At 58.4% G+C, this 13,143-nt stretch carries 12 protein-coding genes; 10 read left to right on the top strand and 2 right to left on the bottom strand.

Annotated elements, in window-relative coordinates; all coding sequences use genetic code 11:
- Window positions 1–8: 8 nt before the first annotated feature.
- The 3 genes from BFV63_RS03040 (at window position 9) to BFV63_RS03030 (ending at window position 3,563) form a co-directional block, all read left to right on the top strand.
- Entirely contained in the window at window positions 9–491 is a 483-nt protein-coding gene (locus tag BFV63_RS03040; protein ID WP_003856582.1) for a YjjA family protein, read from the top strand.
- Between the two features lie 271 nt (window positions 492–762).
- Window positions 763–3,054, top strand: coding sequence for a phosphatidylglycerol--membrane-oligosaccharide glycerophosphotransferase (gene opgB, locus BFV63_RS03035; RefSeq protein WP_003856585.1), 2,292 nt, complete (start codon window positions 763–765; stop codon window positions 3,052–3,054).
- Window positions 3,054–3,563, top strand: coding sequence for a GNAT family N-acetyltransferase (locus BFV63_RS03030; RefSeq protein ID WP_048241423.1), 510 nt, complete (start codon window positions 3,054–3,056; stop codon window positions 3,561–3,563). The genes opgB and BFV63_RS03030 overlap by 1 nt, the downstream gene beginning before the upstream one ends.
- Window positions 3,564–3,655: 92 nt before the next feature.
- On the opposite strand, the gene tsr is transcribed toward BFV63_RS03030, so the two are convergent.
- Window positions 3,656–5,320, bottom strand: coding sequence for a methyl-accepting chemotaxis protein (tsr, locus tag BFV63_RS03025; protein ID WP_003856589.1), 1,665 nt, complete (start codon window positions 5,318–5,320; stop codon window positions 3,656–3,658).
- A gap of 83 nt (window positions 5,321–5,403) precedes the next feature.
- Window positions 5,404–5,844 (bottom strand): homoprotocatechuate degradation operon regulator HpaR, encoded by a 441-nt coding sequence (hpaR, locus tag BFV63_RS03020; protein WP_003856591.1) that lies wholly within the window; start codon window positions 5,842–5,844, stop codon window positions 5,404–5,406.
- Between the two features lie 268 nt (window positions 5,845–6,112).
- Here hpaR and hpaG point away from each other — a divergent pair, with 268 nt between their 5' ends.
- From hpaG to hpaX, 7 genes are all read left to right on the top strand, one after another.
- Window positions 6,113–7,390: a 4-hydroxyphenylacetate degradation bifunctional isomerase/decarboxylase gene (gene hpaG / locus BFV63_RS03015; protein ID WP_048241425.1), complete on the top strand. Its 1,278-nt coding sequence runs from the start codon at window positions 6,113–6,115 to the stop codon at window positions 7,388–7,390.
- Window positions 7,387–8,853, top strand: a complete 1,467-nt coding sequence (gene hpaE / locus BFV63_RS03010) for a 5-carboxymethyl-2-hydroxymuconate semialdehyde dehydrogenase (RefSeq protein ID WP_048241428.1) — start codon at window positions 7,387–7,389, stop codon at window positions 8,851–8,853. The genes hpaG and hpaE overlap by 4 nt, the downstream gene beginning before the upstream one ends.
- A 2-nt stretch (window positions 8,854–8,855) precedes the next feature.
- Entirely contained in the window at window positions 8,856–9,707 is an 852-nt protein-coding gene (hpaD, locus tag BFV63_RS03005; RefSeq protein ID WP_003856598.1) for a 3,4-dihydroxyphenylacetate 2,3-dioxygenase, read from the top strand.
- A gap of 9 nt (window positions 9,708–9,716) precedes the next feature.
- A complete protein-coding gene (locus BFV63_RS03000; protein WP_003856599.1) occupies window positions 9,717–10,097 on the top strand; it encodes a 5-carboxymethyl-2-hydroxymuconate Delta-isomerase in 381 nt (126 codons plus the stop codon).
- Window positions 10,098–10,162: 65 nt separating this feature from the next.
- The gene (gene hpaH / locus BFV63_RS02995; RefSeq protein ID WP_003856601.1) at window positions 10,163–10,966 is read left to right on the top strand and encodes a 2-oxo-hept-4-ene-1,7-dioate hydratase; all 804 of its coding nucleotides are present in this window, start codon (window positions 10,163–10,165) and stop codon (window positions 10,964–10,966) included.
- 10 nt (window positions 10,967–10,976) lie between these two features.
- Window positions 10,977–11,771, top strand: coding sequence for a 4-hydroxy-2-oxoheptanedioate aldolase (gene hpaI, locus BFV63_RS02990; RefSeq protein WP_048241430.1), 795 nt, complete (start codon window positions 10,977–10,979; stop codon window positions 11,769–11,771).
- 21 nt (window positions 11,772–11,792) lie between these two features.
- Window positions 11,793–13,136 (top strand): 4-hydroxyphenylacetate permease, encoded by a 1,344-nt coding sequence (gene hpaX, locus BFV63_RS02985; protein WP_048241432.1) that lies wholly within the window; start codon window positions 11,793–11,795, stop codon window positions 13,134–13,136.
- Window positions 13,137–13,143: the final 7 nt, after the last annotated feature.

Raw genomic sequence — 13,143 nt, 5'->3', positions numbered from 1 at the left:
AAATCATTATGAAAAAACAGTTTCTTATCAGCATCCTTACTGGCACCCTGCTGGTGACTGGCGCAGCGCAGGCCGCATCATGGCAGGAGTCGCTCTCCAGCGCAGCAAGTGAGTTAACCAAAGAGAGCGGCACTTCCCAGGGCGGGCTGTCAGCCTCGTCCCTCACCGGCCTGCTGAGTAACAGCTCCCAAAGCCTGAGCGCCGGCACGATGAACAATGCGGCGGGCATTCTGGAATACTGCGCGAAGCAGAAACTGGCTTCCGTCACCGATACCGAAAACATTAAAAACCAGGTGCTGGGTAAACTGGGTCTGGACACCCAGGAGCAGAAAGCGGACACCAACTATATGGACGGTATTCAGGGCCTGCTGAACGCGCAAAATGGCCAGCAGCTGAACCTCAGCACCCTTGGAAATTCATCTCTGGCGAAACAGGTGAAAACGAAAGCCTGCGATCTGGTGCTGAAACAAGGCGTTAATTTCCTCTCCTGATCGTCTCCCATTTTCTGCCACAACACGCCGGGTTTATTACGTTAGTCTTACACCGCGGCGTGAAGTGCGTTTTTTTATCCCCTGCCACCACCTCAGCCTCCGTATACCACGATGCGACTGTATTCAAAAATCCGATTTTATAAACCAAATCCTAACAACAGCACACTTTCGTGACACTAAAATTGCAGCTAAGCGACATCGCAATTACATTGTATTACCCAAAAAATAAGCAATTAGCCGGCTAAGCGTCCGGCATGATGAGGATCTGCTGTTGTCAGAGTTAATGTCCCTTGTCCTTTTCCTGGCTTCCATCGGCGTTTATGCCTGGAAAGCCGGTCGTCACACCTGGTGGTTTGTGGCCACCCTGGTGGTGCTCGGCATTTTTATTGTTTTAAACATTACGTTATATGCCAGCGATTATTTTACCGGCGACGGTATTAACGACGCGGTGCTCTACACGTTGACCAACAGCCTGACCGGCGCTGGTGTAGGTAAGTATATCCTTCCGGGTCTGGGGCTGGTGGTCGCCCTGGTGGGCATCTTCGCCGCGCTGGCCTGGGTTCTGCGCCGTCGCCGTCACCGTCCGCATCATCATGGCTACAGCCTGCTGGCGCTGTGCCTGGCGCTGGCCTCCGTGGATGCCAGCCCCGCATTCCATCAAATTACCGAGCTGGTAAAATCCCAGTCGCGCGATGGCGACCCGGACTTTCCGGCCTATTACAAAGAACCCTCGAAGAAGATCGACAATCCCAGACTCAACCTGGTCTATATCTACGGCGAAAGTCTGGAGCGCACCTATTTTGATAACGATGCTTTCCCGAACCTGACGCCAGAGCTTGGCGCGCTGAAAAACCAGGGCCTCGACTTCAGCCACACCATGCAGCTCCCTGGCACGGATTACACCATCGCCGGGATGGTGGCCTCCCAGTGCGGCATTCCGCTGTTCGCTCCGTTTGAAGGCAACGCCTCCGCCTCGATGTCGAGCTTCTTCCCGCAGAACATTTGCCTCGGCGATATCCTGAAAAACTCGGGCTATGAAAACTACTTTATGCAGGGCGCTAACCTGCGCTTTGCCGGGAAAGATGTGTTCCTGAAATCCCACGGTTTCGATCACTTGTATGGTTCCGAAGAGCTGAAAACCACGGTGGCCGATCCGGCCTACCGCAACGACTGGGGCTTTTACGACGATACCGTTCTGGATGAAACCTGGAAGAAATTCGAGGAGCTTTCCCGCGCCGGTAAACGCTTCTCGCTGTTTGCGTTGACCGTCGACACGCATCATCCGGATGGTTTTGTCTCACGCACCTGTAAACGTCAGGGCTACGACATTGACGGTAAAAACAACAAGTCGTTCAGCGCCGTGACCTGTAGCCAGGAGCATATCGCGGCGTTAATCGAAAAAATCAAAGCGTCGCCGTATTTCAAAAATACGGTCATCGTCGTCTCATCTGACCATCTGGCGATGAAAAACAGCGCCTGGGATGAGCTGAATAAGCTGGATCGCAGCAACCTGTTCTTTGTGCTGCGCGGCGATAAACCGCAGCAGGAGATCATTGCCGCTAAACGTAACTCGATGGATAACGGCGCTACCGTGCTGGATATTCTGGGTGGCGATAACTTCATTGGACTGGGCCGCAGTACGCTGTCGGGCCAGTCCCTGTCGGAAATCTTCCTCAACATGAAGGAAAAAATCCTCGCCTGGAAGCCGGATATCATTCGTCTGTGGAACTTCCCGAAAGAGATAAAAGACTTCACCATCGATCAAGATAAAAAAATGATCGCGTTCTCCGGCAGCCATTTCCGCCTGCCACTGCTGCTGCGCGTGTCGGATAACCGCGTCGAGCCGCTGCCGGAAAGCGAATACTCCGCGCCACTGCGCTTCCAGCTGGCGGAATTCGCCCCGCGCGATAATTTCGTCTGGGTCGACAAATGCTACAAAATGGGCCAGCTCTGGTCGCAACAGCTGTCGCTGTCCACCGACTGGTGCGTCTCTCAGGGGCAACTCGGCGGCGAGCAGACCGTGCAACACGTTGACAAACCGCAGTGGCAGGGAAAAACCGCGTTTAAAGATACGGTTATTGATACCGCACGCTATCAGCGCAACGTTGACCTGCTGAAAATCGTCGACAACGACATTCGTTATAAAGCAGACAGCTTCATCTTTAATGTTGCCGGCGCGCCGGAAGAGGTGAAGCAGTTCAGCGGTATTTCGCGGCCGGAATCATGGGGGCGCTGGTCTAACGCCCAGTTAGGCGATGAGGTGAAAATTGAATATACCCATCCGCTGCCGGAGAAATTCGATCTGGTGATCACCGCCAGGGCATTTGGTCCCAACGCGAATCGCCCTATACCGGTGCGCGTCGGCGATAAAGAACAGACGCTGACGCTGAGCAATGATGTCACCACCAGCACGCTGCACTTCGATAACCCAACGCGCAGCAATACGCTGGTCATTGTGCCGCCCGATCCGCAGTCCACTAACGAAGGGAATATTCTCGGTCACGCTCCGCGCAAGCTGGGGATCGGCATGGTGGAGATTAAAATTGTGAGCAGCGCTGGCTGATGACGGCGTTCACCCTTCGCCCGACGCGCATCGACGACGTCGCTGCCCTGCCCGCCATCGAACGTGCGGCGGGGCAGCGGTTTCGCGACGTTCCTGCGCTGGCCTGGCTGGCAGACAATGAGGTTATTTGTGTTGAAGATCACCTCGGTTACGCCGGACGCGGATTGAGCTGGCTGGCGCTGGCTGACGACAGGCCTGTGGGCTTTATTCTCGCCGAAGCTCATCCATCGTCACTGTTTATTGTGGAACTGTCGGTTCACCTGGACCGGCAGGGACGAGGTCTCGGACGCCAGTTAATCGCCCGTGCCGCCGCGCATGCCCGCAGTCTGGGGCTGAACTCGCTGACGTTAACGACGTTTCGTGATGTCCCGTGGAATGCGCCCTTCTACAGGCGATTAGGGTTTGAAATGCTGACGACGCTGACGCCGGAACTGCGCCAGAAACGCGAGGAAGAGACGGCGCACGGTTTAGCGTATGGTTCCCGCTGCGCCATGCGCCTGCCTCTGTAAGATCGCCCGGTGGCGTTGCGCTTACCGGGCCTACAAAACCCATTTCCGCAGGCCGGGTAAGGCGCAGCCGCCACCCGGCAAAACGCACAGCGTCAGAACGTTTCCCAGTTATCGCCCGCATCTGCGGTCGCCGGTTTACGCGCCACTACCGGAGCGGCAACGCTTTTCGCGGAGGCGAACTCGCGCGCCTTCATCTGTTCCTGCTGAATACGGAACACCGCAACAGCCTGCGTCAGACGGCTCGCCTGCTCTTCCAGTGCCGCGGCCGCCGCCGCAGACTCTTCCACCAGCGAGGCGTTCTGCTGGGTCACGCGATCCATCTCAGCCACCGCCAGCCCAACCTGGTCGATACCGCGGCTCTGCTCGTCAGACGCAGACGCGATTTCGCCCATGATGTCCGTCACGCGCGTTACCGCATTCACGATCTCACCCATGGTTTCACCCGCGCTTTCCACCAGCGTTGAACCAATTTCCACGCGCCCCACGGAGTCTTCAATCAGACTCTTGATCTCACGGGCCGCCTGGGCGCTGCGCTGCGCCAGGTTTCGGACTTCACCTGCAACCACCGCAAAGCCGCGGCCCTGCTCGCCCGCACGCGCCGCTTCTACCGCCGCGTTCAGCGCCAGAATATTGGTCTGGAAGGCAATCCCGTCGATCACGCTGATGATATCGGCGATTTTCTGCGAACTGCCGGCGATATCGCGCATGGTCTGCACCACGTTATCCACCACCTTGCCGCCTTTCTGCGCGGTTTCAGACGCGCTCAGGGCCAGGTTGCTCGCCTGACGGGCGTTCTCGGCGTTCTGCTTCACGGTGGCAGTCAGCTGTTCCATGCTGGCGGCGGTCTCTTCCAGAGAGGCAGCCTGCTGTTCGGTACGGGATGAGAGATCGTTATTGCCCATCGAGATTTCGCTCGCACCGCTGTAAATGGCGTTTGCGCCGTTACGCACGTCACCCACGGTACGCACCAGCTCGCCCTGCATGTGGCGCAGGGAGTCAGCCAGTTCCCCCATCTCGTTGGAGCCTTCCACATCGATGCGCTTCACCAGGTCGCCGCTGGCGATATGACGAATGCTGTCAATCAGACGGTTCAGCGGCGAAATCAGCGCCTGACGAATACCCAGCCAGACGGCAACAATCACCACCAGCACCGCAGCCAGCACGCTAATCAGCACCCAGATAGCCTGGCGGTAAGAACTGTTGCTGTCTTCAACCGCGGTCTGATACAGCGCGTCGTTCTGTTGCAGATAGGTGACGTACTGCTTCTCAAAGCCATCCTGATAGCTCTGGGTCGGCTGGTCGAAGAACTCATTGATCTTGCCCGCCCCCAGCAGCTGGATCAGCTCGGCCAGCGCGCCGTGGTAGATATCGTAATTACGTTTGATTTCCAGTGCCGCAGCGTCGCTCTGACGCGGGTCGCGCGGCAGCGCTTCGTAATCCGCCCAGTTTTTTTCCGCCTGTTTCAGAGACGCAGAGGCAATTTGCATCAGCTCGGCGACGGTTGAGCCGCTACCGATATTGTTCTGATCCATCATATAGCGGATACCCGCGCGGTTCAGAGTGTTACGGGTTTGCAGCAGCGCCACCCAGCTACCGTTCAGGGTGGATTGTTGCTGGCGAATGGTTTGCAGGATGGTGAAATTCTCTTTGTCATGCTTCAGGGCATTGAAGAAAAGACCACCGGATGTGAGTTGTAAAAGGCCAAATATCGCTAAAACCAGCAGTAAGCTGGTGACAATCTTGATACGATTTAACATGTTTTCTCTTTCCTCAGACAGATACAGAATTTTCGGCCTGGAAAGGGAAAACTTTACGAAAATCATCCTGGAATTTAGGGTTTTTACTCTTCGTCCCGCGCGGCAATATGTCGGTTTCCAAGTTCAATAAATTCTTCCAGCAGCGCCGTGAGCTGCGTCATCTTCTCCGGGGTATATTCCGCCTCAATCTGCTGGTACGCCTCTTCCACCTGAGCCTGAGCACGCTGGTACAGCGCGTTGCCTTCTTTCGTCAGCGATACGTACAGCTTGCGCTGGTCATTCACCGGCTTTAAGCGCAGCACCAGACCGTCGCGCTCCATCCGCGTCAGAATGCCGGTCAGGCTTGGGCGCAAAATGCAGGTGCGGAACGCCAGATCGTGAAAATCCATGGAGGGATGCTCGGCCAGCACGCGGACGATACGCCACTGCTGCTCGGTCAGATTATGCCGCTTCACTATCGGGCGGAAGTAGCCCATCGCCGCTTCACGCGCCTGCAACAGCGCGATGGTTAATGAGTCATGCATCACCTTCCCCTTACATCATTAACAAGTAAACAATTTAAAACAGATGCTTTTATAGACAACACGTTGTAACCCAAAAAGTCTAACAGAAACAACGAAATTTTTTTAATCCATTGAATTAAAAGATAATTAACTCATTTATGTAAATTTATTGTTATTCATATCACAAATTATTCACTTCTGATTGCGAAACGAACAGCAAAAGCATAAAACCAGATCATTAACATATTAATGAAATCAAAACCGGACAGCCGGTTTGAGGAGTATGGGAATGAAAGGTACTGTTTTTGCCGTAGCGCTAAACCACCAAAGCCAGCGTGCAGCCTGGGCTGAGGCGTTTGAAAAAGCCCCCTATAACGCGCCGCCAAAAACGGCGGTGTGGTTTATCAAGCCACATAACACCGTTATTCGCGCAGGCGAGCCGATTCCCTTCCCACAGGGAGAAACCGTGTTAAGCGGCGCAACGGTGGCGCTGGTGGTGGGCAAAACCGCCAGCAAAGTCCGCGTTGAAGAGGCGGCGGCGTACATCGCTAGCTACGCGCTGGCCAACGAAATCAGCCTGCCGGAAGAGAGCTTCTACCGTCCGGCGATCAAGGCCAAATGTCGGGATGGATTTTGCCCGCTCGGCGAACCTGTCGCCGTTGATAACGTGGACAACCTGACCATCATCACCGAGATCAACGGTCGCGAAGCGGACCACTGGAACACGGCCGATCTGCACCGCAACGCCGCCGAACTGCTGAGCGCGCTGAGCGAATTTGCCACCCTGAACCCCGGCGATGCGATATTGCTCGGTACCCCACAAAGCCGTGTCGAAATTCGCCCGGGCGATCGGGTACGCATTCTGGCAGAGGGATTTCCGCCGCTGGAAAACCCGGTGGTAGTGGAACGCGACGTTACCATTGCTTCGCGCACGCCGCCGCACGCCACGCTGTTCGCACTCGGCCTGAACTACGCCGATCACGCCAGCGAGCTGGACTTCAAACCGCCTACCGAGCCGCTGGTGTTTATCAAAGCGCCGAACACCTTTAATGGCGACAACCAGACCTCGGTGCGCCCAAACAACATTGAATACATGCATTACGAAGCCGAGCTGGTGGTGGTCATCGGTAAAACCGCGCGTAAGGTCAGCGAAGCCGAGGCGATGGACTATGTTGCGGGCTACACGGTGTGCAACGACTACGCCATCCGCGATTATCTCGAAAACTACTATCGCCCAAACCTGCGGGTGAAAAGCCGCGACGGGCTGACCCCCATCAGCCCGAACGTGGTGCCAAAAGAAGCCATCCCTGACCCGCACAACCTTCGTCTTCGCACCTACGTTAACGGTGAACTGCGTCAGGAAGGCACCACCGCCGATCTCATTTTCAGCATCCCATTCCTGATTGCGTATCTGAGCGATTTCATGACCCTGCAACCGGGCGACATGATTGCCACCGGCACGCCGAAGGGGCTGTCCGACGTGGTACCGGGCGATGAAGTGGTGGTGGAAGTGGAGGGCGTAGGCCGTCTGGTAAACCGAATTGTCAGTGAGGAGACTGCAAAATGAAAAAGATTAACCACTGGATCAACGGGAAAAACGTCGCCGGAAGTGAGTACTTCCAAACCACTAACCCGGCCTCCGGCGAGGTGCTGGCTGAAGTAGCCTCCGGGGGCGAAGCCGAAATCCATCAGGCCGTTGCCGCCGCCAAAGAGGCGTTCCCGAAATGGGCCAACCTGCCGATGAAGGAGCGTGCGCGCCTGATGCGTCGCCTGGGGGATCTGATTGACCAGAACGTGCCGGACATTGCCGCGATGGAGACCGCCGACACCGGCCTGCCGATCCACCAGACCAAAAACGTGCTCATTCCGCGCGCCTCGCACAACTTCGAGTTCTTCGCCGAGGTGTGCCAGCAGATGAACGGCAAAACCTACCCGGTCGACGACAAGATGCTCAACTACACCCTGGTGCAGCCGGTGGGTGTCTGCGCGCTGGTGTCGCCGTGGAACGTGCCGTTTATGACCGCCACCTGGAAGGTCGCGCCCTGTCTCGCGCTGGGTAACACCGCGGTGCTGAAGATGTCTGAACTCTCCCCGCTGACCGCCGACCGTCTGGGCGAGCTGGCCCTCGAAGCGGGCATTCCGGCGGGCGTGCTCAACGTGGTGCAGGGCTATGGCGCCACGGCTGGCGACGCGCTGGTGCGTCATCATGACGTGCGCGCCGTCTCCTTCACCGGCGGCACCGCCACCGGGCGTAACATCATGAAAAACGCCGGGCTGAAGAAGTATTCTATGGAACTGGGCGGCAAATCTCCGGTGCTGATTTTTGAAGACGCGGACATCGAGCGCGCGCTGGACGCCGCCCTGTTCACCATCTTCTCCATCAACGGCGAACGCTGCACCGCCGGCTCGCGCATCTTCATACAGCAGAGCATCTACCCGGAGTTCGTCAAACGCTTTGCCGAGCGCGCCAACCGCCTGCGCGTGGGCGACCCGACCAATCCGAACACCCAGATTGGCGCGCTCATCAGCCAGCAGCACTGGGAAAAAGTCTCCGGCTATATCCGCCTCGGCATTGAAGAGGGGGCAACCCTGCTGGCGGGCGGCCCGGACAAACCGACCGATCTGCCTGCGCACCTGAAAGGCGGCAACTTCCTGCGCCCGACCGTGCTGGCGGATGTCGATAACCGCATGCGCGTGGCGCAGGAAGAGATCTTCGGGCCGGTGGCCTGCCTGCTGCCGTTTAAGGACGAAGCGGAAGGCCTGCGCCTGGCGAACGACGTGGAGTATGGCCTGGCGTCGTACATCTGGACCCAGGACGTCAGCAAGGTGCTGCGTCTGGCGCGCAACATCGAAGCGGGCATGGTGTTCGTCAACACCCAGAACGTGCGCGACCTGCGCCAGCCGTTTGGCGGCGTGAAGGCCTCCGGCACCGGGCGCGAAGGCGGCGAGTACAGCTTCGAGGTCTTCGCGGAGATGAAGAACGTGTGCATCTCCATGGGCGACCATCCGATTCCAAAGTGGGGGATCTGATCATGGGAAAATTAGCGTTAGCGGCAAAAATCACCCACGTGCCGTCAATGTATCTCTCTGAACTGCCGGGCAAAAACCACGGCTGCCGCCAGGGCGCCATCGATGGGCATAAAGAGATCAGCAAGCGCTGCCGCGAGCTGGGCGTGGATACCATTATCGTCTTCGACACCCACTGGCTGGTGAACAGCGCGTATCACATCAACTGCGCGGACCATTTCTCAGGCGTCTACACCAGCAACGAGCTGCCGCATTTTATTCGCGACATGACCTACGACTACGACGGCAACCCGGAACTCGGCCAGCTGATTGCCGACGAAGCGGTGAAGCTTGGCGTTCGCGCCAAGGCGCACAACATCCCGAGCCTCAAGCTGGAGTACGGCACGCTGGTGCCGATGCGCTACATGAACGCGGATAAGCACTTCAAAGTGGTCTCCATCTCGGCGTTCTGCACGGTTCACGACTTCGCCGACAGCCGCAGGCTGGGCGAGGCCATCATCAGCGCCATCGAAAAATACGACGGCACCGTGGCGGTGCTCGCCAGCGGCTCGCTGTCGCACCGCTTTATCGACGACCAGCGCGCGGAGGAAGGGATGAACAGCTACACCCGCGAGTTTGATCGCCAGATGGACGAGCGCGTGGTGAAGCTGTGGCGCGAGGGGCAGTTCAAGGAGTTTTGCAGCATGCTGCCGGAGTACGCCGACTACTGCTACGGCGAGGGCAACATGCACGACACGGTGATGCTGCTGGGGATGCTCGGCTGGGACAAATACGACGGTAAGGTGGAGTTTCTCACCGAGCTGTTCGCCAGCTCCGGCACCGGCCAGGTCAACGCCGTTTTCCCGCTGCCCGCCTAAGGAGTCGTTATGCCGCACTTTATTGCTGAATGTACCAACAACATCCGCGAGCAAGCCGACCTGCCGGGTCTGTTCGCCAAAGTGAACGAGGCGCTCGCCGCCACGGGGATCTTCCCGCTCGGCGGTATCCGCAGCCGCGCCCACTGGCTGGATACCTGGCAGATGGCCGACGGTAAGCACGATTACGCCTTTGTGCATATGACGCTGAAGATCGGCGCGGGGCGCAGCCTGGAAAGCCGGGAAGAGGTCGGTGAAATGCTGTTTGCGCTGATCAAAACGCACTTCGCAGAGCTAATGGCGGGCCGATATCTGGCGCTCTCGTTCGAGCTGGACGAGCTGCACCCGACGCTTAATTACAAGCAAAACAACGTGCACGCGTTGTTTAAATAACACCGCACGGTCTGTCCCCTCTCCCACAGGGAGAGGGAGAAAACAAATAAAAACAGGATATCGCCATGCTCGACAAACACACCCATACCCTGATCGCCCACCGTCTGCATCAGGCGGAACAATCCCGGGAGCAGATCCGCGCGATCTCGCTGGAGTATCCGGAGATCACCATTGAAGACGCCTACGCCGTCCAGCGCGAATGGGTGAGCCTGAAAATTGCCGAAGGCCGCGTGCTGAAAGGCCACAAGATCGGCCTTACCTCCAAAGCGATGCAGGCCAGCTCGCAGATCAGCGAGCCGGACTACGGCGCGCTGCTGGACGATATGTTCTTCCACGACGGCAGCGACATCCCCGTGGATCGCTTTATCGTCCCGCGCATCGAAGTGGAGCTGGCCTTCGTGCTGGCAAAACCGCTGCGCGGCCCGAACTGCACGATCTTCGACGTCTACAACGCCACGGATTACATCATCCCCGCCCTGGAGCTGATCGACGCCCGCTGCCATAACGTTGACCCGGAAACCCAGCGCCCGCGCAAGGTGTTCGACACCATCTCCGATAACGCCGCCAACGCGGGCGTGATCCTCGGCGGCCGCCCGATTAAACCCGACGAGCTGGATCTGCGCTGGATCTCCGCCCTGCTTTACCGCAACGGCGTGATCGAAGAGACCGGGGTCGCCGCAGGCGTGCTTAACCACCCGGCGAACGGCGTGGCGTGGCTGGCGAACAAACTCGCGCCATACGACGTGCAGCTTGAGCCAGGGCAAATCATCCTCGGCGGCTCGTTTACCCGCCCGGTTGCCGCCAGCAGAGGCGACACCTTCCACGTCGACTACGGCAACATGGGCTCGATTAGCTGCCGCTTTGTGTAAGGAGATGACCATGCAAAACGCATTCAAAGCGGCGCTGAAGGCGGGCCGTCCGCAAATCGGGTTATGGCTGGGGCTGACCAGCAGCTACAGCGCTGAGCTACTGGCCGGGGCCGGTTTTGACTGGCTGCTGATCGACGGAGAGCACGCGCCGAACAGCGTGCAAACCATCCTGACTCAGCTACAGGCCATCGCCCCTTATCCCAGCCAGCCGGTGGTGCGCCCGTCGTGGAACGATCCGGTGCAGATCAAGCAGCTGCTGGACGTGGGGGCGCAAACCCTGCTGGTGCCGATGGTGCAAAACGCCGACGAAGCCCGTCTGGCGGTCAGCGGCACCCGCTATCCGCCTGCCGGCATTCGCGGCGTCGGCAGCGCGCTGGCGCGGGCGTCGCGCTGGAACCGCATCCCGGAGTATCTGCATCAGGCTAACGACGCCATGTGCGTGCTGGTGCAAATCGAAACTCGCGAGGCGCTGAAAAACCTGCCGCAGATCCTGGACGTGGAAGGGGTGGACGGCGTGTTTATCGGCCCTGCGGATCTGAGCGCCGACATGGGCTTCGCCGGTAATCCGCAGCACCCGGAGGTGCAGGCCGCCATAGAGCAGGCGATCGCCCAAATCCTCAGCGCGGGTAAAGCCCCCGGCATCCTGATGGCGAACGAGCAACTGGCAAAACGTTATCTTGAACTCGGCGCGCTGTTTGTCGCGGTCGGCGTGGATACCACCCTGCTCGCCCGCAGCGCCGAAGCGCTGGCGGCCCGCTTTACCGATGTCACCACAGCAGTTGATAACAATAAATCCGTCTACTAAACGTACGATGTGGAGCGCAACATGACGACCTCAACCCTGCACAATAAAGCTGTTGAACATCGCGTTATTAATAAGCTGTTCCGTCGTTTGATCGTGTTTCTTTTTATCCTGTTTGTCTTCTCGTTTCTCGATCGCATCAACATCGGCTTTGCCGGGCTGACGATGGGCAAAGATCTGGGCCTCACGTCGACCATGTTTGGCCTGGCCGCGACGCTGTTTTACGTGACCTACGTGCTGTGCGGGATCCCCAGCAACATCATGCTGGCGAAGATCGGCGCCCGCCGCTGGATCGCCGGGATCATGGTGGTGTGGGGCATCGCCTCTACCTGCACCATGTTCGCCACCAGCCCCGAAACGCTCTACGTCCTGCGCATGCTGGTGGGCATTGCCGAAGCCGGTTTCCTGCCGGGCATTCTGGTCTATCTCACCTGGTGGTTCCCGGCGTATCACCGCGCCCGCGCCAACGCGCTGTTTATGATCGCCATGCCGGTGACCATGATGCTCGGTTCGATCCTCTCCGGGTACATTCTGGCGATGGACGGACTGTGGAACCTTAAGGGCTGGCAGTGGCTGTTCCTGCTGGAGGGGCTGCCGTCGGTGGTGCTCGGCGTGGTGACCTGGTTCTACCTTAACGACACCCCGGATCAGGCCACCTGGCTGGATGATGACGAAAAGCAGGCACTCAAAACGATGATCGCCCGCGAGCAGGAGCTGGCCATTGCGCATGCCGCCACGCCGCGATCGACGCTGCGCGAGGTGCTGACGCCCGCCGTGCTGCTCTACACGCTGGCCTACTTCTGCCTGACGAATACGCTGAGCGCGATCAACATCTGGACGCCGCAGATCCTGCAAAGCTTCAACACCGGCAGCAGCAATATCGTGATTGGCCTGCTGGCGGCGATCCCGCAGTTTTGCACCATCCTCGGGATGATCTGGTGGAGCCGCCGCTCCGACAGGCTGAAAGAGCGAAAAAAGCACACCATCCTGCCGTATCTGTTTGCAGCGGCGGGATGGATGCTGGCCTCGGCGACCGATCACAGCCTGATCCAGCTGCTTGGCATCATCATGGCCTCAACCGGATCGTTTACCGCCATGGCGATATTCTGGACCACGCCGGATCAGGTTATTAGCCTGCAATCCCGCGCGGTGGCGCTGGCGGTGATCAACGCCATCGGCAACGTCGGGTCTGCCGTCAGCCCATTGCTGATAGGTCTTTTGCGCGACGCGACCGGCAGCTTCAGCTCGGGACTGTGGTTCGTGGCAGGTCTGCTGGTGGTGGGCGCGCTGGTGCTGACGCGCATTCCGATGACGCGCCGGGAAAGCCTTGAGCGTGAGCCGGACATCGCGGCGCAAAAGATCCACTGAGGAGCCG

It is taken from the genome of Enterobacter hormaechei subsp. xiangfangensis (assembly GCF_001729785.1).
In the GTDB taxonomy this organism is placed as follows: domain Bacteria; phylum Pseudomonadota; class Gammaproteobacteria; order Enterobacterales; family Enterobacteriaceae; genus Enterobacter; species Enterobacter hormaechei_C.
Note: the sequence above shows the minus strand (reverse complement) of the source record. Positions and strands in the feature narration are given on the sequence as shown.